The sequence below is a fragment of the Streptomyces sp. NPDC087901 genome (genome assembly GCF_044742205.1).
Lineage (GTDB): Bacteria > Actinomycetota > Actinomycetes > Streptomycetales > Streptomycetaceae > Streptomyces.
The window spans coordinates 1-20,039 of sequence record NZ_JBIUUC010000036.1 but is presented as its reverse complement, the minus strand read 5'-3'; the positions used below and the strand labels follow the sequence as shown (position 1 = coordinate 20,039).

The 20,039-nt window shown below is 66.3% G+C and carries 17 protein-coding genes and 2 pseudogenes; 7 read left to right on the top strand and 12 right to left on the bottom strand.

Annotation, left to right across the window (positions count from 1 at the left end; translation table 11 throughout):
• The first annotated feature begins 315 nt into the window (after positions 1 to 315).
• On the top strand, positions 316 to 495 hold the full coding sequence (locus ACIOEW_RS40605; RefSeq protein WP_401970552.1) for a hypothetical protein: 180 nt from the start codon (positions 316 to 318) through the stop codon (positions 493 to 495).
• A gap of 147 nt (positions 496 to 642) precedes the next feature.
• Here the strand turns inward: ACIOEW_RS40605 and ACIOEW_RS40600 are convergent, their stop codons facing one another.
• From ACIOEW_RS40600 to ACIOEW_RS40585, 4 genes and pseudogenes are all read right to left on the bottom strand, one after another.
• On the bottom strand, positions 643 to 834 hold the full coding sequence (locus ACIOEW_RS40600; protein ID WP_401970551.1) for a hypothetical protein: 192 nt from the start codon (positions 832 to 834) through the stop codon (positions 643 to 645).
• A 1,219-nt stretch (positions 835 to 2,053) separates the two neighbouring features.
• Positions 2,054 to 4,120 (bottom strand): ATP-binding protein, encoded by a 2,067-nt coding sequence (locus tag ACIOEW_RS40595; protein WP_401970548.1) that lies wholly within the window; start codon positions 4,118 to 4,120, stop codon positions 2,054 to 2,056.
• A 577-nt stretch (positions 4,121 to 4,697) separates the two neighbouring features.
• A pseudogene (locus ACIOEW_RS40590) lies at positions 4,698 to 5,057 on the bottom strand (transposase); the annotation flags it as partial.
• Positions 5,057 to 5,331: pseudogene (locus tag ACIOEW_RS40585) on the bottom strand (transposase); the annotation flags it as partial. The pseudogenes ACIOEW_RS40590 and ACIOEW_RS40585, both read right to left, overlap by 1 nt.
• Before the next feature lie 515 nt (positions 5,332 to 5,846).
• On the opposite strand from ACIOEW_RS40585, the gene ACIOEW_RS40580 reads away from it, so the two are divergent.
• From ACIOEW_RS40580 to ACIOEW_RS40570, 3 genes are read left to right on the top strand one after another with little or no spacing between them, the layout of a single operon-like run.
• Positions 5,847 to 6,314, top strand: coding sequence for a DinB family protein (locus tag ACIOEW_RS40580; protein ID WP_401970546.1), 468 nt, complete (start codon positions 5,847 to 5,849; stop codon positions 6,312 to 6,314).
• A complete protein-coding gene (locus ACIOEW_RS40575; protein ID WP_401970544.1) occupies positions 6,311 to 7,591 on the top strand; it encodes a MalY/PatB family protein in 1,281 nt (426 codons plus the stop codon). Before ACIOEW_RS40580 ends, ACIOEW_RS40575 begins: the two co-directional genes overlap by 4 nt.
• A complete protein-coding gene (locus ACIOEW_RS40570; RefSeq protein WP_401970542.1) occupies positions 7,588 to 7,971 on the top strand; it encodes a RidA family protein in 384 nt (127 codons plus the stop codon). Before ACIOEW_RS40575 ends, ACIOEW_RS40570 begins: the two co-directional genes overlap by 4 nt.
• 187 nt (positions 7,972 to 8,158) lie before the next feature.
• On the opposite strand, the gene ACIOEW_RS40565 is transcribed toward ACIOEW_RS40570, so the two are convergent.
• Complete coding sequence (locus tag ACIOEW_RS40565; protein WP_401970540.1) at positions 8,159 to 8,719, bottom strand: CGNR zinc finger domain-containing protein; 561 nt, start codon at positions 8,717 to 8,719, stop codon at positions 8,159 to 8,161.
• A 387-nt stretch (positions 8,720 to 9,106) separates the two neighbouring features.
• On the opposite strand from ACIOEW_RS40565, the gene ACIOEW_RS40560 reads away from it, so the two are divergent.
• Positions 9,107 to 9,969, top strand: a protein-coding gene (locus tag ACIOEW_RS40560; RefSeq protein WP_401970538.1) for an IS5 family transposase whose coding sequence is annotated in 2 segments (ribosomal slippage) — positions 9,107 to 9,509 and positions 9,509 to 9,969 — 864 coding nt in all. Because the reading frame shifts where the segments join, the coding sequence is not laid out codon by codon here.
• A gap of 195 nt (positions 9,970 to 10,164) precedes the next feature.
• Here ACIOEW_RS40560 and ACIOEW_RS40555 read toward each other — a convergent pair.
• The 5 genes from ACIOEW_RS40555 to ACIOEW_RS40535 form a co-directional block, all read right to left on the bottom strand.
• Complete coding sequence (locus tag ACIOEW_RS40555; protein WP_401970535.1) at positions 10,165 to 10,917, bottom strand: class II glutamine amidotransferase; 753 nt, start codon at positions 10,915 to 10,917, stop codon at positions 10,165 to 10,167.
• 301 nt (positions 10,918 to 11,218) lie between these two features.
• Positions 11,219 to 12,079, bottom strand: a complete 861-nt coding sequence (locus ACIOEW_RS40550) for an amino acid ABC transporter permease (RefSeq protein WP_401970533.1) — start codon at positions 12,077 to 12,079, stop codon at positions 11,219 to 11,221.
• A 113-nt stretch (positions 12,080 to 12,192) separates the two neighbouring features.
• Positions 12,193 to 12,843: an amino acid ABC transporter permease gene (locus ACIOEW_RS40545; RefSeq protein WP_401970531.1), complete on the bottom strand. Its 651-nt coding sequence runs from the start codon at positions 12,841 to 12,843 to the stop codon at positions 12,193 to 12,195.
• A 3-nt stretch (positions 12,844 to 12,846) separates the two neighbouring features.
• Entirely contained in the window at positions 12,847 to 13,824 is a 978-nt protein-coding gene (locus tag ACIOEW_RS40540; protein ID WP_401970529.1) for a glutamate ABC transporter substrate-binding protein, read from the bottom strand.
• A gap of 149 nt (positions 13,825 to 13,973) precedes the next feature.
• Positions 13,974 to 14,744 carry an amino acid ABC transporter ATP-binding protein gene (locus ACIOEW_RS40535; RefSeq protein WP_401970526.1) on the bottom strand — a complete coding sequence of 257 codons (771 nt, stop codon included), beginning with the start codon at positions 14,742 to 14,744 and terminating at the stop codon, positions 13,974 to 13,976.
• A 202-nt stretch (positions 14,745 to 14,946) separates the two neighbouring features.
• Between ACIOEW_RS40535 and ACIOEW_RS40530 the strand changes: the two genes are divergently transcribed.
• The gene (locus tag ACIOEW_RS40530; RefSeq protein ID WP_401970524.1) at positions 14,947 to 15,879 is read left to right on the top strand and encodes a LysR family transcriptional regulator; all 933 of its coding nucleotides are present in this window, start codon (positions 14,947 to 14,949) and stop codon (positions 15,877 to 15,879) included.
• 740 nt (positions 15,880 to 16,619) lie between these two features.
• On the opposite strand, the gene ACIOEW_RS40525 is transcribed toward ACIOEW_RS40530, so the two are convergent.
• On the bottom strand, positions 16,620 to 16,901 hold the full coding sequence (locus ACIOEW_RS40525; RefSeq protein ID WP_401970521.1) for a transposase: 282 nt from the start codon (positions 16,899 to 16,901) through the stop codon (positions 16,620 to 16,622).
• Positions 16,902 to 17,350: 449 nt separating this feature from the next.
• On the opposite strand from ACIOEW_RS40525, the gene ACIOEW_RS40520 reads away from it, so the two are divergent.
• Complete coding sequence (locus tag ACIOEW_RS40520; RefSeq protein ID WP_401970520.1) at positions 17,351 to 18,193, top strand: IS5 family transposase; 843 nt, start codon at positions 17,351 to 17,353, stop codon at positions 18,191 to 18,193.
• 27 nt (positions 18,194 to 18,220) lie between these two features.
• Here the strand turns inward: ACIOEW_RS40520 and ACIOEW_RS40515 are convergent, their stop codons facing one another.
• Positions 18,221 to 18,622, bottom strand: coding sequence for a hypothetical protein (locus ACIOEW_RS40515; protein WP_401970518.1), 402 nt, complete (start codon positions 18,620 to 18,622; stop codon positions 18,221 to 18,223).
• Positions 18,623 to 20,039: the final 1,417 nt, after the last annotated feature.

Genomic DNA, 20,039 nt, shown 5'->3' with positions numbered 1-20,039 from the left:
CGATCCCACTCCGCATTCGTCAGATCCCCACGGCCCACACAGCCAGCCTGGCCCCAACACCCCGCCCAAGTCAGGGGATCCGAGAAACAGGACCTAGACCGTCCTACACATCGGCGAAGCTCCGTGTAGACGGGCTCTCGACCAAGGTCAGCTGTGGTCGCGAGAAGCGTCAATGACGACGTCAAGCCACAGGATCCGCTGCGGTGAGGTCTGCGCGCTGGGCCGCAGCCAGGGCCAGCCGGCCGCCCGCGGCAGCGGCACCGTGGCTAGGTGTATTGATCAACGAGCGTTGTTGACACTCGGCAGGTCTTGAACATGACGAAGACCTCCGATGTGGTGAAGCTGCTGCACCACACGGAGGTCTTCGGGTCCCACCGTAATGCCCGGCTGACCGTTCACGGCAGGCGGATTCTGGTCGAACGAGTCCTCGCGGGCCGTCCGGTCGCCCACGTCGCCGCAGAGATGGGCATATCGCGGCCCACCGTGTCGACGTAGGGTCTGCCACAGGTGCCAGCGGTCAGCGACCTGGGTAGCTTGGGGTGCTCCGGCTTTGGCGCCTTCCGCGAAAAACGGAGCTCGGTCTCGGCAGACCACTCCAATCCCTGGCCGCTTCGCCAGCCACTTGGCCAGGCTGGATGCCTCTCAGTCGGGCAGCAGGTCCACCGGTCGACGGGTCTCGACATCGACCAGGACCGTGCCGTAGAAGCGACCCTTGCGCGTCGCGTACTCATCGACACCGACCACCCGCGGAGCCGGTGCCACCGGGTCGGGCAACGTGTCGAGCAGGCGCAAGATCGTGCTGCGGCTGACCGACACCCCAAAGACCCGTGCCATCCGGGCACCGGCCCGGCCGGCGAGGGCAAGACCGACCGCGGCCAGCGTCGAACGCAGGCGCTCAGTCCACCGGCCGTGCCGCCGGGTCAGCCCAGTTACTTGCTCGACGAACGTCCGCCGTCCGCACGAGGCGTCCCGGCAGAAGAACCGGCGGACTCGCAAACAGAGGACCACCCGCCTTCCCCCGCTGGAAACGAGCTATAAATCTGGCTCGCCCGGCTGCCACAGTCCGGACAACCGGCCCCGACCGCCGTACACCGGGCCTCTACGCGTAACGCCTCGTCGTTCACGTCCACCGACAGCACCGCAACGTTCGCCGTCGGCGGGAACAACAGCTCCTGCAGCCGGAGCAATGTCTCTTCCACGACGCTGAACTGTCGACCACAGCGAGATCGACACTGGTCATTTTCAGGCAACTTCCAGCAGGCTGATCCGAGCGTCAGTCGTCACTCAGCGTGTCTCCTTCACGGAAAGCGAGCCAGAACCGTGTGACGTCGACAAAGCCACTCTGGCGAAATCGACGAGAGGAGGCAGTCCGTTGTCTGCGAGGTCGCCAGCCAACCCTGGAGGGGTGTCGCGTCGAGGTTGTCGAGCACGTGGCGAACCGGCGGACCAGGTCATGGGTGTGGAAACAGATTGTCAGTAGCGCCCGGTACTCGCCCAGCTAATGCGGGTACCGCTGCAGCCCTTTGGTCACACCCCGGAGGTATGGACGACTTCGCGCTATACGACAACGCCTACGGCGCCCTCCTGGTCGAAGCCACCACTCGTCTCCACCTCACGCTCCGGGAGGGCCGGGACGCCGAACAGCTCAGGTGATGGCCCCACGTGCATTCTGGAGTCGAGATCGTCTGTCGCGACGCATCCCTCACCTACCGGCAACGGATCGCCGATAGTGCCCCCGGCGCCGTCCGGGCCAACGACCGTTTCCACCCGCTCCTGCCGGCCAGCATGCCTGGCGGCTTTCGAGGCCGTGCACGCGGTGAATGACGCTGGCCGCCCCGCAGCGCCGCGGCCAGCGAACTCAGGCTGGACCGCCGCACTGTCCGCAAATACGCCAGCTCCCGCACTTGGCACGTGGTGATACGCGGCTCTCAGGGCGGGCCGCTGGCGTCCCACTCCTCCGCTACCGAGTCGTATTGGGCGCCCGCTACGTTGCCGCTACGCGGACCAGCCGACTAGATGATCTCCAGCTACGAAAATCTTGCCAGGCCTTCTTTCACCGAGCGGTTCGATCTGGGAGTGTGGCGCCTCCCAGCTCCCGCTGCCACAGTAGCTCGCAGACTCGCTCAAGCCCCCTGCTCAAATGCCGCCGATAAGTGCTGTAAGGCAATCCCAGCCGCTCAGCAGCCGCCTCCTGAGTAGGAATGCGGCTCAGATAGGCAGTGGCCACGGCGCGATGGAGTTTGCCTGACTTCGGATCAGCAACCATCTCATTCACGGCTGCGGTCAAGGTTCGCTGCAGCGACTCCACCATGTCTTCCCCCGCAGCCCAGGCGAAGCCTGCTGCTAGACGGCTGGTGAGCAACGGGCTGGCCCGCAGAACATCGGGACGATGAAGGTTGCGCAAGGCGTCGCGAACGGCCTTTTCGAAGTCAGCGCGTGACATGGGCTTGGGCCCTTGATGATCCGGAACTGGGGCAGTCGGAACCTCGGAGAGCGCCCCAGGCTGGGTGCGATCGAACCAGATTTCCATAGGGGTGACCCTCCAGTCGCAGGCAAACACCGTGAATACGCGGTTACGGCCCCAAGGTGTCTGGTAGATCTGTCGGTGCCCGAGGTGGTCCATCAACGGGGTCCAAAGCTCCGCATCAGGTGAGGTAATGAACGACCAGGCCAGCCCTCGGGACCTGATCCAGTCACCGCATATACGCAGTTGCATGAGGTGCCCGACGGTGGACACCTCCCCGTACGCTTCCGGATAGATCATGAAGCGAGAAATCAGCATGTGCTGATCGACACGCAGCGGACTGTTCTGCTCAACGTGATCCCAGGCAGCGGCAACAACAGGATCGATGCTCACACCTACCTGGGCATCAGTTAGCCGCAGCCAGAGCATGTAGGCGACGAGCTCCCCTGTCTGCGCGCTGCGGTATGTGCGGAACGCACTGGGCTGCTCCTGCAACCAGAAGCGAACGATGTCGGCGGACACCTCCCCCTCAGTTTCCAGAGCCATGCTGACGACCTTGTCGTAGTCGTCGGGCCGGAGGATATCTTCGTAGGCATCCCCTTCTCGTTCGATTCGCTCGAAGTACGGGGCCATCGGTCCATACCGCTTCAGATAGGTCAGCGCACGAACCGCGCTCATGGCCTCTGCCTCGGGCGCCGTCCTGACCCTATTGAGGAGGTGGTGGCCAGTACGGACGTGCATCTGCTCGTAGCTGTCCGGATCGCGCCACCGGAAGTCCTGGTCCAGAACCTCGGCGACCAGCTCGTGTAGGAAAAGCCCTTGGCGCCCGTATTCGCTGAAAGGCAGATTGCGCAGCCACGCGAACATAGCGGCAGCGTTCACCTCACCAACCACTGCGCCCAACAAAGTTTCGGTCGTTGTCAGCGCATGGGCAGCGGTCTCCAGAGCGAGCCTGTGTTCTCGGGAGGGTACTTCCCCAACGAGCACAGAGAGCAAAGTGGCGATCACATCAGGCCCAGGTTTCCAGGTTGCGCTCTTCGTGGAGTCACCCAGCGCGACCGAAGCGGCGAGACTCAGTGCCAGAGGGTGTCCGCCAGCGAAGGCGAGCACCGAGTCGTGCAGTGAGGGCGCCACCCCCCGGCGCTCTAGCAACGCGCCCGCGCTATTCGCGTCCAGGAGATCCAGGGATAGAACCTCCATGAGGTCGCTCCACGCGAGGTCGCACGACCAGTCTGGGCCCGGTGGAAGCCGGCAGGCTAGGACGACCACCGCGGTTTCGGGCAGTGAGGGCAGGAACCGGTCGCGCAACCATCCTTCAAGCCCCTGACACGCTTCGAAAGCATCAACCAGCAGCACAATGTTCGCGCCGCGGACAGCCTCGGATGCCTCGGCCTCAAAGCCATCGGGAGAGGGGTCGATACGCCGACCATCGACCCAGAACACCCTGCGGCCGGCATCGCGGGCCTCGTCCTCAAAGCGTCTCAGCAGCGTCGATTTCCCGACTCCTCCAGGACCATGCACGTATAGAACTGGGCTGGCACCGTGGCCGCCCCTCAGTGCGGCACGGAATCGTGCTAGTTCCCGGGTACGGCCGACGAAGGTTCTGTCGCGAGCGGAGTGCAGCCGGTTCGCGAGACTTCTTGAGGTAGTTTCCACGACGCCAGTCTAGGACTACCAAGCGGTCCACCAGGCGTTTTACCAGAGCGGAATCAAACCGGGCAACAGGCAGCTGACCGCTCTGTGATGGGATCCGTCCGCGCTGCCCTCGGGGGGCCTTGACTGCGGATCTTGAACAGTCGAGACGTGGCTCTTGAAAACTTGGGACAAGGGCATGTTGTGCACGCGAAGCGCTACATGCCGGAGTCAACGGCGCGGCTCCGTGTAGTACGGGTTCGGCGGCGATCCGGTCGCCCAGTAGCGGGGTGCTGTCCAGGGTCAGGAGCGCGTTGGGCCGTGCGCGTGACTCGCATCCTGCCCTTTTCTGCCTACCGTCGGCGTCCGGCGATGGCTGGCTGGTGAGGGGCCGTACCCAAGGCGCGGGCAGTGAGTCGACACCGGGGCAGAGGCCCCCTAGCCTCGATGTTTCGTGACGGTCCGCCGACGGAGTCGGTGGACCGTTTTCGTTCCGTCGGCTGAGGCTGTGCAGGCCGAGGGCCCGAGTGTCGTTTCGGGATGGCGCCGGGTTCCACTGCTCCGGGTGTTGAGGTGCTGTCGAAGGGACGGGGTCCGCTGGTCAGCCAGGGTCGGGCAGTTGGGTGAGCCGGTCGAGGGCCGCGGTGATGTGGCCGGCCCAGGGCCAGTGCAGGGCCAGGTAAAGGATCCGCCGACGGCCGGTGGTCACGAGCTGTCCGGAGGCAGCGAACAGACGGAGCCGCAGGCGTCGGGGCTACCAGAGCCTGGCCTTGCCGGTCAGGGCGAGCATCGGCATCCAGGCCAGCAGGTCCAGAGCGATCTGCACGATCTCCAGCCAGATCCGGTTCTGGGCCGTGCGGTGCAAGGGCAGGTTGCGCAGGCCGGTGGCCCGGGCGGCGCGGATGCCGTCCTCGGCCCGGGCCCGCAGACGGTGACGGAGCTCGAGCTCGGCGATCGGCCTAGTTCCGCCAGGAGGGCCTCGTGCAGGCGGGGCCACACTCCGGCCTCGGTCCAGTCCCGCAGACGCCGCCAGGCCGTCACCCCGCTACAGCCCACCAGTTCAACAGCGACGTCTCGCCAGCTCACACTCTTGCGCAGCACGTAAACGATGCCGCGCAGCGCGGCACGGTCATCGGCCGGCAGCCGCCCGGGATACCGGCGCCGTCGAGGCGGACGAACCGGCAGCAGGGAGCTATCCGTTCCCACAGGCCATCAGGCACAAGATCAACAGACAGCCGTCAGATCCTGCCGACTCAACACCCAACTGCCAAGCCACCACACCGAGGGCCCGTGGTGGGTTTGGGGCGGGGGCACATGGTGCCGCTCGGCAATGTCCCTGGTGCGGTGGTTCGCCGCTTTGAGGCGTTGTGGGAATCGTTGCGCGGCGCGCGGTGACAGCGGTCTCTTGTGGCGACGGGCGGGCGTGTCGCCGTCGGCGAATGAACAGGTGAGCCCTACCGCTCCAGGTGATGGCCCCCACCGTGGCACTCAAGAAATAACCTGTCAATAGGGTTCGTATATCCAATGCTCATGCATGTAGACGACTCGTCCGTGCCGCATCCGCTAGCAAATAGCGAGGACATAGGGGCGCGGTCTGCGCTGCTCTGGGAGCGGTTGACCTATTGACAGGCGACGCGTCGGCACTTCACTCTGATTAGTAACCGCACGAACCAGTTACTGCGTCGCCTGATCCACGGCGACCTACAGCGGAGCTGGTCAGCACCGCCTCCCACCGATGAGGAACCCGCCCGTGCAAGATCAGAACGAGTACCTGTTCTTCCTGCGTCGCGCCTTCGACGGCATGCTCAACGTCCTGGAGGACCTGGGCGACGACCTGGCGAACACCCGCCCGCCGCTTCCCGGCGCGAACTCCGTTTACGCGATCGCCTACCACTGCGCAGCCGTCGCCAACTACTGGACCGGCCACATCATCGCGGGACGCGAGATCGACCGAGACCGCGCTTCGGAGTTCACGGCCACCGGGCACGTAAAGGACTTTTGCCAGCAGGTTGACGAGCTGTTCGAACAGCTCAAAGTCGACCTCGCTCAGGTGATCCCGTCCTCGTTGCCGCGCAACACGCCGCCCGCCGACTTCGAAGGCCCGGAGCGCCCGCTGAGTGTGCAGGGCGTCCAACTCCACGTTCTTGAAGAACTCGCCCAGCACCACGGCCAGATTCAGATCACCCGCGATCTCCTCAAGCCGGGAGCTTCCTCGTGAACGCCCTTGAGAATGCCGAGTCCATCGACTCGCTGCGACTATCCGGCTTCGATGACCTGGACCGTGACTGGCTGCGCGCCCGCACCAGTGTGAAGTGGCACCGCCCGGGACCCGACTTGCTGCCCGCCTGGGTGGCCGACATGGACTTCCCCGTACCCCCGGCCGTCACCGACGCACTGCGTGACGCCGTCGAGCGACGCGACCTCGGCTATCCGGACTGGCCGGACGGCAGCCCGCTGCGCGAAGCCTTCGCCCAGCGGATGGCAGACCGATACGGTTGGTCCGCAAGGGCGGACCGGGTACGCGAGCAGACCGACCTGATCCAGTGCCTTCAGCTCATCCTGCACCTCGCGACGAGCCCGGGCGATGCGGTCGCCGTGCAGACACCCAACTACCCGCCGTTCCTTGCAACGTTGTCGACCATGGGACGGCTCGCCGTGCCGATCCCGATGCAGGACACGGACGAGGGCTGGCGCATGGACTTCGCCGCACTGGACGCCTCGTTTACAAGGACGCAGTGCAAGGCCCTGGTGCTGGTCAACCCGCACAACCCGACGGGCCGCGTCCTGACCCGAGCGGAGCTTGAAGAGCTCGCCGCTCTCGCCAGGCGCCATGACCTGCTCGTCATCAGCGACGAGATCCACGCCGAACTGGTCTATGCCCCGCACCAGCACACCCCCTTCGCGAGCCTGTCCCCCGACGCAGCCCGCAGGACCGTGACACTTACGTCCGCCACCAAGGCGTTCAACCTCGCCGCGATCCGTTGCGCCGTCACCCACTACGGCCCGGACCGGTTGCTCGCCCTGCGTGACGCGCAGCCGCCGGATCTGTATGGCACCGTCTCCCCGCTCGGCGTGGTCGCAACCAAGGCGGCGTGGCAGCACAGTGACGCCTGGCAGCGAGAGCTGCTTGCCGTCCTGGACCGCAACCGTCGCCGGGTCGAGCAGGTGCTGCGCACACAGTTGCCGCACCTGCGTCATCACACGCCGGAGGCCACCTACCTTGCCTGGATCGACGCCCGTCCGCTGGGACTGGAAGAACCGCCCGTGGAGCGGGTGCGCAGGGTCGGTGGCGTTCTGCTGGACGGCGGCAGCCCCTTCGGCCCCGGTGCCGACGGGTTCCTGCGTCTGAACTTCGCCACGTCCCACACTGTTCTGGAAGACATCCTGACCAGTCTCAACCGGGCCGCTCGGGGCCCACGTGTAACCCCGCGACCCGAGCGACCGCCCGGCGACCTCGCGCCCACCCACCAACTCCGAAGGAGACACACTCCATGAACCACACGGCGACGCCAACAGCCATCGTCTTCGACTCCCGGGCCAAGACCGTCGGCCCCTTCTCGCCGGGTGTCTCGATCGGATCGCTGCTGCAGGTGGCCGGCCAGGTCGGTGTTGCACCAACCGCACTCGACGCCTTAGCACCCGCTCCCGCAGCGTCGGTACGCGCCCCAACCCTTCGTACGCTCGACAACGTGCGAGAATTTTTCGCCGAGGGGCGAACCCGATGGGAAGACGTCCTCATGTTCTGCGTCTACCTCACCGATACCAGCGACTTCGAAAAGTTCAACGACACCTACCGCGAGTACTTCAGCGCGCAGGGGTGCGAGACGCTGCCGGCCCGCACCACCGTCTACGTCGGCCGGCAGGGCTGCTGGTAGAGATCGACGCGCGCGGGGTCCGCGGCGACTACTGATCGAACGGCACCCTCACGGTCTCGCTGTCAGCCCTGCTGAAGGGATGCTGACCGCGGGACCGTGACACCCAAAGACGCCTACGCGGCGTGAGTCCCGTCGCCTCCGGCCGTCACGCGAGACGAGAGAGCAGCAGGGCAGCGCGCAGCCGCCGTCATACCTCAGACTGCTTTTGCCGCCTCCGGAAAGTGGCGGCCTTTTGCCTGTTCCCGCACTCCGCCATCCCGCACCATCGCCGGGCGCCGGAGCGGGACAAGTCCACGAACAGGCGCGTGCAGTCGTCCCTGGCGCACTCTCGCATCTGTGAGACCTGGGGAGAACTCAACAAGTCCACGGCATCGCAGCCAACCGCACTGAGGACCTCGTCGACACTGCCGGTCCGCGTCGCCCGACCCGACTTGTCGAGCTGACGTTTGGGCAGCGGAAGTCGGGCCGCTTCGTTCACCTCCGCAAGGGCCTCCTTGACGGCCATATCCGCATCGTCGCCCAGGGGCCAGTGGCCGACCAGCAGATAGACCGCCTCGCGCAGACGGCGGACTCGCGCCAGCCCTCGGGAGTTCACAAGACCAGGATCGTCGACGACACCCGCCGAAACTATCCAGCGCCGCAGGTCAGCGGGGGAACCCAGCGATTCGGTGCGGGTGCTGCGCCGCCACAGCATTGTGCCTGCCAGATCGAGGCACAACCGACCACTCACAAAGACGAACTCATCCACGTATCCATATTGACAGGTGACGCCATCCCGGTCCAGGGGCCTCAGCGAAGGTCTCGGGATCACAGGAGCAAGTACAGCTCCCCCTCCGCCGTTCCTGGCTACGGCTACACCGCCGCTTTTAGAAGTTTTGTCTTAGTTATGCGGTGGGGTTCGAAGCTTGCAGAAGGGGCTGACGCTGAGCATGGCGAACAGAGCGCGGACGCCTTGGCGGGCGAGAAGGAGAAGGACCTGTGTGTGCGAGTCCTTCCGCTCGGCCGCAGCCTGCTGCCCCGCAGAAGATCCCGTGACTAGCGCACCGGCTACGCTATTAAAGCCCCCAATAGATCCGCCAGCGAGCGTCGTCGCCTTGAATGACCGGTGGCACGACCACTAACTGATCGTTTCAGAATGAGATTGCTGTGGTGTCTTGGCAGTTGGGTGTTGGGTCGGCAGGATCTGGGGGGGTCTGCTGATCTGGTGCCTGATGACTTGTGGGAACGCGTAGCCCCGCTGCTGCCGGTTCGTCCGCCTCGGCGGCACCGGTATCCCGGACGGCTGCCGGCCGATGACCGTGCCGCTCTGCCGGGCATCGTCTACGTGCTGCGCAAGAGTGTGAGCTGGCGGGACGTTCCCGCGGAGCTGGTGGGCTGCAGCGGGGTGACGGCCTGGCGGCGTCTGCGGGACTGGACCGAGGCCGGAGTGTGGCCCCGCCTGCACGAGGTTCTCCTGGCGGAACTGCGTAAAGAGGGCCTGCCGGAGATGGACGGCGCCTCGATTGACGGCTCGCACGTCAGGGCCCTCAAAGGGGGGCTCACACCGGACCTTCGCCGGTCGACCGGGCCCGGCCCGGCAGCAAGCACCACCTGATCGTCGACCGGCACGGAACTCCGCTCGTCGTCTCCCTGACCAGTGGAAACCGTCACGACGTCACCCAGCTCATGCCTTTGCTGGACGCCATACCCCGCATCCGTGGGCTGCGGGGCCGGCCGCGCCACCGGCCCCGGCGGCTGTTCGCCGACCGTGGGTACGACTACGACAAGTACCGGCGTCTCGTCCGCGCACGTGGGATCACACCCAAGATCGCCCGCCGCGGAACCCCGCACGGCTCGGGACTGGGCAAGACGCGCTGGGTCGTCGAGCGGACCTTCGCCTGGCTCCACCAGTTCAAACGACTGCGCATCCGCTACGAGATACGAGCCGACCTCCACCTCGGACTACTCCAACTTGCCTGCAGCATCATCTGCTTGAGACGACTCCGAACCTCATTCTGAAACCATCAGTAAAGGTAACGGCAGTTCATACCTTCGTTAGGGGGCAGCGCAGATATAACGGGCCCGGAGGCCAGCGGTCTCATTGCAGGACCGCAAAAAAACGTAACAGGGGACATGAAGGGGCTCGATGCCCTCGGTGGCAGGGATTGCCCGCTGCGCTCCGGCGGGATCCGCCCGCCGGCCTCTGAAAACCTCTCAGCCGCGGTGCATCACGGTCGACAGGTCGTCACGGCGGATCTCCAGGACCTGTCCCTCGGGCAATCTGGACCAGAGTGGCGCGGGCTGCGGCCAACCGGTGGACGCGATGATTATGGAGTCGGAACTGCGGCGGTAGTTGAGTGCGAAAAAGTCCTTGCCACGCCGCCGGATCACGTCGGAGTACGGATCGTGCGCGGTGTAGGCGTAGAGCGCGGCCGGGGTAAGGAGCAGGCAGTTGAGGCTGGCGAAGCGGGTGGCCAGAGCTCCTATGTCGGCCGCAGTGGCGAGAATGGCCTTCGGCGGCTCCAGGCCCTCACCGATGCGGCGCCGGACGGCGAGGTAGAAGCGCTCACTGTCGGTGCCGCCCTCGGCGCCGGCCAGCAGGTCATCGCCGATCACGTCGTCCAAGCAGGAGGCCGGAGAGAAGTCGCCGTTGTGTGCGAAGGCGACATGCGTATCCCCGAAAGGGTGGGTGTTGCCGGGCCGCAGTGTCAGTCCCGGACTCGCCATGCGCAGGTGGAGTATGGCCGCGTCGGTGGTCGTCGTGCGCATGGCGTCCTGGATGCGGTCGCTTGTGCCTGCTGGGACGGGCTCCTTGACGGATGTGACGGTTCCGTCCGGGGCGAGTGAGGCGATGCCCCAGCCGTCGCCATGCTCGTAGGCCAGGGAGAGGAACTGGGTGATGTCCTCTGCGAGCAGATCGCTAAGGGGGGCGGTTTGCCGGGAGACGACGCCGAGCAGTCGACACATGGTGATGCGCCTCGTTTCTTGAGGGTTCCCGACGAGGGGGAGGAGCGAAGGGAGAAGGCTGCCCATGCGCTGTCGCGAGCGTCATGCGTGACACGGTGGGACGCGCAGGCTGCCAGCGTGTGGCTTGGCTTGGTACACCATGGCGCGGGTGCGTCACGGCGCGGATGGACGGACCGCGGAGAGGGCTGAACGGCCGGTGGAGTGCGAGGTTTGGGCATGGAGAGGGTGCCGCAGAGAGGAGGGGCTCAGGGGCAGGTAGGCCGGGCGTCGGCCCAGCGCACCCGCTCGTGCCCGGCCACGGTCACGGGGTGCCCGTGGCGGTGACGCGGGACGCACGGATCTCGGGCGCCGCTCCGCGGGGCCGGCCGGTCCGCCGTTCCAGCCGTCCCGCTGCCGCGGCCAGCGCGGAGTTGACCAGCATGTACACCAGTGCCACCACCAGGAAGCTCTGTACGATGCTGTGGTTGTACTCGCCGAGCACCTTCGCGGAGTTGAGTAGTTCCAGGAAACTGACGACGTACCCGAGCGTGCTGTCCTTCAGTAGCCGGACGAGCTGACTGACCAGCGAGGGGGCGGTCTGGCGGATTGCCTGAGGGAGGACGACCAGGCGCATGGTCGGCCAATACCCCAAGCCCAGCGCGTACGCTGCCTCCGTCTGGCCGTGGGGCAGCGCCCGCACCCCGGCACGGAAGATTTCCGCAAGCACGGCGGCGTTGGTGAGCACGATGGGACACACCAACTGCCAGAACAGTGGCATCCGCACACCGATGCTGGGCAGGCCGAGAAGGAAAGTGTAAATGAGCAGCAACAGTGGTATGGCGCGAAGCACTTCAACGTAAGCCGCTGAGGGCCAGCGCAACACGCGCTGGCGGCATCGCCGGCCGAGCGCCAGCAGGGCGCCGAGTGGCAGCGCCAGCGCGGCGCTGATCAAGGTGACCTGGACTGTCGCCCACAGTCCGCCGAGCAGATAGCGGAGCACCGGGGGCTGCACGAACAGACTCCACTTGTCCGCGTTGAGCTGCCCGTGCATCGCGAACTGGTACACCACCCCAGCCAGCAGCAGGGCCAGAACAGCCAGTGACATGGTGGTGGCGACAGCGATCCGTCTGCGGCCGCGCGGGCCAGGGGGATCGAACAGGTCGTCGTCCTCGCCCGCGCCCAACGACAAACTGGACCACCAGGACGGACGTCGGGATGCCGACACCGGCCCGGCGGAGGTGATGGGCGCGGGGGTCGGGTCCGCGGACAGCGTGGTCGGTCCGGAGACGGTCTGCTTCACCGCTGTACCACCAGCCTGCGTTCCAGGCGCGCCGCCGTCTGCCCGATCAATAGCGTGAGGGCGACGTAGCAGGCGGCGGCCGCGCCGAATGTGACGAGGGGCTGCGCATACTGCTGATCCAGCAGCTGTGTCTGCCCGGTCAGCTCCTGTGTTACACCGACGGCTGCGGCGAGCGAGGAGTTGAGCGTCACGGCGATGAGCAGCGAGGCCAGCGGCTGCACCACGGACCGCAGGGACTGCGGGAAGACGACGAACCGCAGGACCTGGCCGAAGGTCAGGCCGATTGCCCGGCCCGCCTCGATCTGGCCCTTCGGTACCGCCCGCACACCCGACCTGACGACTTCGCAGAAGAACGCCGCCCAGTACAGGCTCATTGCCGTCACGGCAGTCCAGAACAGTGAGTAGACGAGCCCGACCTCCGGCAGTCCGAAGACAAACAAGATCAGCAGCACCAGCAGCGGAACACTGCGCAGCGTCCCGACGTACGTCCGGCTGAGCATCCGCAGCGGGATTACCGGGCTGATGCGGCAGACGGCAAGCACAACGCCGAGCAGGCTCGCGAGGGCGAACGTGAAGCCGCTCAGTTCCAGGGAGACCAGCAGACCGTGTTCGAACACATCGAGATTGGAGAGAATCAGGCCCATCATTGCTCAGCCGATCGTCGGTGGCGTCGGGGCGGGACCCGGCACCTCAGTGCCCACGGTGGCCTCCCACACCTTGGCCCAGGTGCCGTCCGCTGTGATCTTCTTCAGCCAGTCGTTGACGAACTTCTTGAAGTCCGGCTTGTCCAGAGGTAGTCCGATGCCGTACGGCTCCTGGCTGAATGTGTCAGCGAGGACCTTCACATCGGAGTTGGTCGAGGCGTTGCCCGCTAGGACGCCCTGGTCGAGGACGTAGGCGTCGGCGCGACCCTGGCGCAGCGCCTGGAGGCACTCGGTGTTGGTCTCGAAGAGTTGCACCTTGGCCGTAGGCGCCCCCTTCTGCACCGCCGTGGCGGCGGTCGAGGCTGACTGCGTCACCACGGTCTTGTCCGCAAGATCGGACAGTCCGTTGATGCCGGAGGTGGACTTCTTCACCTGTATCGCCAGGCCGTCCTCGTAATACGGGCCGGCGAAGGCGACCTGCTTCTCCCGTTGGGGCGTGATGGTGTAGGTGGCGAACACCGTGTCCACTGAGTGGTTCTTCAGCAGGGCTTCACGGGTGGCGGTGGTGACGTTGACCCGCTTGGTGGAGTCCTTGCCGATGGTGTACTTCGCCAGCAGCCGGGACAGCGCCGCGTCGAATCCATCCACTTCGCCGGTGGTCGGGTTGAGCAGCGAGAACAGGGCTGCGGTCTGGCTTCCGCCAACGACCAGAGTGCCCTTCTTCCGGATTGCTGCGGCGGTGGAACCGCTCGGCAGCAGCGAGTTGGCGGCGGGCTCCGCGGCCTTCACTAGCTGGTCGATGGCGTTCGCTCCTGTGCCGGGCGAGGTGGAGGACACATTGCTGCCGGGTGCCCCGGTGGAGGAGTTGCCTGAGCAGGAGGTCGCGGTGAGGGCAGCGAGGGCCACGACCGCGGCGACACGGGCGCGACGCTGGGTGGCACCGGTACTGGGCAGCGGCGTTCTGCCGCAGGGGCGGGTCAACATGGTGTCTCCTAGCAGGGACGGGTTCCGTGGGCACGGCAACGGATGGGTCGTCGAACAGTGAGTGGGAGCGAGAAGAGCGAGGGGAGCGAGACGGAGGGCGGACGGGCCGTGTTCTCCATTCACTGGAACGATGTGTCCAGTGGCTCGGTTCAGTGCTGTAGCACTTTGGAGAGGAACTCGGCGGCCCGCTCGCTACTGGCGCAGGCGAAGAAGTCGGCGGGGGCCGCCGTCTCCAGGATGCGGCCGGAGTCCATGAAGACGATGCGGTCCGCTGCCTGACGGGCGAAGCCCATCTCGTGGGTGACGACGATCATCGTCATGCCCTCGGCCGCCAGTTCGACCAGGACGTCCAGCACCTCCTGGATCATCTCCGGGTCCAGCGCCGAGGTCGGCTCGTCGAACAGCAGTGCCTTTGGGTCCATCGCTAGGGCCCGCGCGATCGCCACGCGCTGTTGCTGGCCACCGGAGAGCTGCGCCGGGTAGGCGTCCCCCTTCTCGGCGAGGCCCACCCGGGACAGCAGTTCACGCCCGCGGGCCTCAGCGTCCCGCCGGGCCAGACCTCGCACCTTCACCGGTGCCAGAGTCACGTTCTGGAGCGCGGTCAGATGGGCGAAGAGGTTGAACGACTGGAACACCATCCCCGCGTCGGCGCGCACTTTGGCGAGCTCGCTGCCTTCGGCCGGCAGGGGCACGCCGTCGATGGTGACCGTGCCAGAGGTGATGGTCTCCAGCCCGTTGATGCACCGGCACAATGTGGACTTGCCGGAGCCGGACGGGCCGATGATGACGACGACCTCGCCGGCGGCGATGTCCAGGTCAACACCGTGCAGCACCTGAACGTCGCCGAAGTGCTTGTCGACTCCGGTAATCCGCACCAGCGGTGGCCGGGGGTCCGCGCCGGAGTTGGTGACTGCGCTCACGGGAAACTCCTGCGGATGCTGGGGGCGGGAAAGGAGGAAGTACTGGGAGTGAGTTGCGGCGCGGCGAGGGATCCGGCGAGAATCCGAGGCATTGAGCAGCGCGTCGCGCTGTTATGCCGTGACTTCATTCCATCGAACCCGAGTGCACCACGTCCAACGAGGATCTTTTCGCGGTCCCATCAGAATCCCTTATAGTCGTTGGGTGTTGGACATACGCCAGTTGGAGGTTCTGGCGGCGATCGCGCGCACCGGTTCGTACACGGCCGCCGCGGCGTCACTCGGTTATACGCAGCCAGCCGTCAGCTATCAGATGCGTCGGCTGCAACAGGCCGTGGGCGCACAGCTGGTGGCCCGTGCGGGCCGCGGACTGCGGCTCACTCCCACGGGACAGGCCCTCGTACGGCATGCGGACACGATCTTCTCTGTGCTGCGCGCCGCCGACCAGGACATCGCGGCCCGTGTCGCCCGAGGCGGCGGCCTGGTGCGCATTGCTGCCTTCCAGAGCGGCTGCGCGGCCCTGCTGCCCCAAGTCGTTGGGAGGCTGCAGGCCCACCACCCCGACGTGCGCGTCACGGTGGTGCAGGCCGAGCCGGTCCAGGCACGCCGGATGATCAGGGCTGGCGAGGGTGACCTTGGTCTGCTGTGCAACTGGGCCAACGAGACTCTGCCGGAAGGTGAGTCCGCGATGCTGCGGGTGCCGCTGATGTCCGACCGCCGATGCGTGGTTATGCGGCGCGACCATCCGATGGCCGACCACGAGACCATCCACCTAGGTGAACTCAGCGACCATGACTGGGTAATGGAGAGTTTCCGGGACCGCTTCACGGCCGCCTGCACCAGCCTCGGCTTCGAGCCCCGGATCAGCGCGACCGTCGACGACACCCGCACCATCCAGGCGCTGGTCTCCGCCGGCCTTGGCATCAGCCTGATGAGTGAACTGGCTCTGCGCGACAACGCGGACCCGGAACTGGTGTACCGGCCACTGCGTGACTGGCCGCTGCGCCGCACCTACGCACTGCTGTGGCCGGACATGGTGCAGGTCACGGCCGTTGCCACGGTGCTGCACGAGGTGCGTCGCGCGGCTCACGTCCTGCGTACTGTGGGCGGACCGCAGGGCTCGGATGATCCGGACTAACCGGGCGGGCCGGAAGGGCGAGCGGGCCGGATAGTTCCAAGGTGCCGGGCGGGCCATGCGGTTTCGACGACTGACGATCGATGGGTGGCAGCCGACGGCCCCACGTTGGTTGGTCCCGTGGCGGCCGGATACGGCCGTCACCTGTCGGAAGAACCGCCTTCCGCCGAGTGCGGCCTGGACCGCGCGCCATCCGCGTCCGTGCTCCCGGGCGCCGTCCTGCCGGACAGGACATCGAAGGGAGGGCACTGGCGCGGGTGATGCTGCTACCGGCTGGGCCTCGGACGCCGACGTGGCTTCAGGCGTGGGCAAGGGCGGTGCGGGTACGGGTGCGGGGGTACGGCAGCCAGGAAGTGCAGCGGGCCGTCCGTGATGTGGACTAGCGTGACGCGTGTGCCCTCCTCGGGTCCCATCACACTGACCCACCCGTGGGGTTCGACGAGGGTCAGGCGCAGCTCGAAGAGCTCGGCCGAGAGCCACAGCGGGACAGCGCTGGCCAGATTGGCGAAGTTCTTGGGAATGCCGATGTCGGCGATGAGCCGCTTTACGGACGTGTCCGTTGCCTCTGCGCCAATGCGGTCGGCGTACTGTCGTAGTGGGTGGTCAGCTCCTGCGCCGTCTGCGCGCGCATCGTCCCGATCAGATCATCGACGCCGGTCGGGTCAGTCGCACCGGTACGCTGTCGCACCTCGTTTCCGGCGACCTCCAGGAGCGCCCGTAAGAGGTCGTTTTCGTCCGACGTTTCATCCCGAGATAGCCTGTTCTGTGGTTGTCTTCGGGTCGCGCCAGGAGATGGTGTTCTCGCTGGTGAGGCGACGGGCCATGAGGTCGGTCATAGCCCACTGGACCCCGGTCCGGTCCACATACAAGATCGCGTCCATGATGTCGCGCAGGTCGTGCTCGGGCGGCCGGCGGAAGTCCAGAGCCCGGCTCCGGCGCTCGAGGCGCCAGGCCGCAAGGACCGGCTCGATCAACTCCCAGCGGGCATCGGACAGATCACTCGGATACCGACGTCGCTTAGCCATGCTTCCGGCGTACCGCGCTGAACCGAATGCGCCCAGGCGCACAACGATGGCGACAGAAGCACACGACCGCGAAGACCGAATATCCTGGGATGAGACAGGAACGAGCAACTTCTCGCCTCATGTGTCACCCCTCAGGCACCAGCGATCGCTGCCACACCTGCCGCCCCTCCAGCACCACGACCCGACCATCCATGAATCCGCTAATAGGCATGCAGTACAGATGAAAACGACCTCTAAAAGAGCGTTTTGTCCCGACAGGGGTGCTTCATTGCAGTTCAGATGGCGGACCGCTTCGGGCCGGCTGAGGCGGTAGACGCTTGTTGTGGCAGATGGGGCGGGTGACGGCCTTCGACGTTTCGGTCCCTTCGCTCCTGTCTGATCCCAACACGCCCCCGGTCGCGCCTGTTTGCGCCCTGTGGCGGGACGGCTGCCATCGGTACCACGGAAACATGCCTCGCCGACAGCGGCCGTACCCCAGTGACCTGTCCGATGCCCGTTGGGAACTGCTCGAACCAACCCTGACAGCCTGGCGAGTGGAACGCAGAGGGAAGGGCCTGGACATCGGGCGGCCGCCCGAACACGACCTGCGCCGGATCATGGACGCAATTCTCTACGTCGACCGGACCTGGATCCCATGGCGGTACCTGCCACGCGACTTCGCCCCGTGGGAAACCGTCTACGGATACTTCGCCGCCTGGCAGAAGGACGACGTCTTCGACCAGCTCAACGGACTCCTGCGACGGCTGGTCCGGAAGGCCGAGGGCCGAGACGCCGAGCCCAGCGCCTGCATCCTCGACGCCCAGAGCATCAAGACCTCGGCCAACGTGCCTGCGGCCGGCCAGGGCATCGACGCGGGCAAGAAGATCGCGGGCCGCAAACGGCACATCGGCGTCGACACCGTCGGCCTCCTGCTGGCCGTGCTGGTCACCGCCGCCAGCGTCTCCGACAACGCTGGCGGAATCCGCCTGCTCTCGAACATTGCTGAAGGCCACCCTCGCGTCACGAAGGCGTGGGCCGACAGCGGCTACCGCACCAAGGCCATCGACCACGGCGCCCGCCTGGGCATCGACGTCGAAGTCACCCGCCGCGACCCCGCCCAGAAGGGCTTCAAGGTGATTCCGCGGCGCTGGGTCGTCGAGCGGACCTTCGGCTGGCTCATGCACCACCGCCGCCTCGCCCACGACTACGAAACCCACCCACACCGCTCCGAAGCCATGATCAACATAGCGATGATCGACCTCATGAGCCGCAGACTCACCCGCGAATCGACCCACAACTGGCGCGACAGCTGAACGGCGGCAGCGTCGGGCTCCTGCGAATCACAGCAGGTAGGGCCACAGGCTGACGCTGTTCCGCTCCACACTGATCTCGACCCACGTTCCATCGACAGCAGTCGATGGCGGCGGGTCGGCGAGGTCGAACAGGATGTGGGTTCCAGCTACTTCCAGCATGGCTCCGCCATCGCCCGTCAGGCCCAGCCGCCCCCGAAAGACGATCCGACCGCCTTCCTCCTCATCCACCCCGGGTGAAAATGAAGTGGCCGGTCGAGTATTGCCGCCCCAGGCCACGTCCTCTTCAACGGTCCACTCCACATGATGCTGGCGGCCCACTCCCGTCGGATCGCCGCACCAGAACGCCGCAGCGGCACCCACCTCCGAGCGCACCCGAACCGTCGCGCGCCCGTCGGCGACCTGCCCCACCGCTTCCACTTGGACCAACACCCCGCAACCATTCACGGCAGCACTGCGTTGCCAAACACTCCTGCCAGGACAAAACGCTCTTTAAGAAGCAGTTGCCGTCGCCGTAGACGTCCCGTGGGGCGAGCCGCAGCGAGTCGAACTGAGCCCACTGGTAGGCCGTGAGAAGCCGGTGCCCGTCGCCGTTCCGGGGCACGGGGCGGTCCGTCACGAACGTCGCCGGGTTCGGTTCGACGTCGGTTTCCGCCGACGCCTGCTGCTCGACTGGCTCGGCCTCGTGGTCCCGCCCCGCTGGCTCCGCCGATTCGGGATGATGGGTCTGGCCGACCTGTTCCGCCTCTTCCGCCCGTTCTGTCCGACGACTCTGCCCGGTACTCTCCGGCTGCTCGGTCGGCATGGTCCGACCGGGCCAGTGTGGTGCGATCGTCGGGCGGCGCCTTTGGTTGTCCGCCGCGCCCCTTTTGTCTGGCGCGGCATGGTGCTCGATCGGGACTCGGGCACCGATCGCGTGGGAATCCCCACCATCGTTGTGCGTTCGGCTGAAGAGCTGAGGTCTCTGACGCACCCATGCCGCCGTCGTGGAGTGCCCTGACGGCCAGCGTGTGCCGGCCGGCAAGGGACAGCAAATCACGGTGTCCCGCTTTCAGGGCGCAGTGTGATCCGTTGCAACCGAAGTACGGGGTACTCACCGTTCGAACTGGCCAGTTGCACGGTGTTGGTGCCGGGCAGCAGCAGCCGCCCGGTCACCGTGAAAGGGATGTCACGTGGGGCACCGAGAGGCGTTGACTCAACAACGCACCGGGTCACGGTCGATCCGTTGGCGAGTATCGTCAACATGACCATACTCGGGTGAGGGTCCTGGCTCGCTACCTCGGCGGTCACCAGGAGGCTCAGGACGGGAGGAGGATGCTCCCCAGCCTCGAAATCCAGGCTGACCCACCCTCCCGGGCTCACCGACATGTGGTTCGCGGCCCGGGCACATCCCCGATGTCGCACTGCCGGACCGATCGGTCGGCCCCTGGTCGTGTAGTCGGCGATTACCGGACGCATGGCACCCCTGCTTCATCCGTGACGTGCCCGGCCGAGAAGCGTCCGTATACGGCACGCGTGTTGCCCCTCTCCCGGCCGACGCACTGCTCCGTCCCGTTGGTTCAACGTGAAAACGCAACAGCCGGTTCATGCCGGCCGGCTTTGCTCTGCGCTCACCCCTCCAGCTCCACCGGCCAGCTGTCCCAAGACGATCCGCGCCGTCCGGGCCGGGCTCGCCCCCTGGAATACCCTCCAGCGAGGGACTGTAAAACGTTCGGTGTAACTCCCGATCATGGATGATGCATCGATGACGAGCGACAACGTGACTGAGGCCGAGCCCGTGGAGCCGTCTGAGGCGGTGTCGGCGGAGTCTGTGGATGACCAGCTGATTGATGAGCTGGTGGGCCGGGCT

What these genes read in the sequence shown, in the direction of transcription:
- ACIOEW_RS40605 (WP_401970552.1), top strand. Translation starts at nt 316, where the DNA reads ATGACGAAGACCTCCGATGTGGTGAAGCTGCTGCACCACACGGAGGTC.
- ACIOEW_RS40600 (WP_401970551.1), bottom strand. Translation starts at nt 834, where the DNA reads ATGGCACGGGTCTTTGGGGTGTCGGTCAGCCGCAGCACGATCTTGCGC.
- ACIOEW_RS40570 (WP_401970542.1), top strand. Translation starts at nt 7,588, where the DNA reads ATGAACCACACGGCGACGCCAACAGCCATCGTCTTCGACTCCCGGGCC.
- ACIOEW_RS40555 (WP_401970535.1), bottom strand. Translation starts at nt 10,917, where the DNA reads ATGTGTCGACTGCTCGGCGTCGTCTCCCGGCAAACCGCCCCCCTTAGC.
- ACIOEW_RS40545 (WP_401970531.1), bottom strand. Translation starts at nt 12,843, where the DNA reads ATGATGGGCCTGATTCTCTCCAATCTCGATGTGTTCGAACACGGTCTG.
- ACIOEW_RS40540 (WP_401970529.1), bottom strand. Translation starts at nt 13,824, where the DNA reads ATGTTGACCCGCCCCTGCGGCAGAACGCCGCTGCCCAGTACCGGTGCC.
- ACIOEW_RS40525 (WP_401970521.1), bottom strand. Translation starts at nt 16,901, where the DNA reads ATGGCTAAGCGACGTCGGTATCCGAGTGATCTGTCCGATGCCCGCTGG.
- ACIOEW_RS40520 (WP_401970520.1), top strand. Translation starts at nt 17,351, where the DNA reads ATGCCTCGCCGACAGCGGCCGTACCCCAGTGACCTGTCCGATGCCCGT.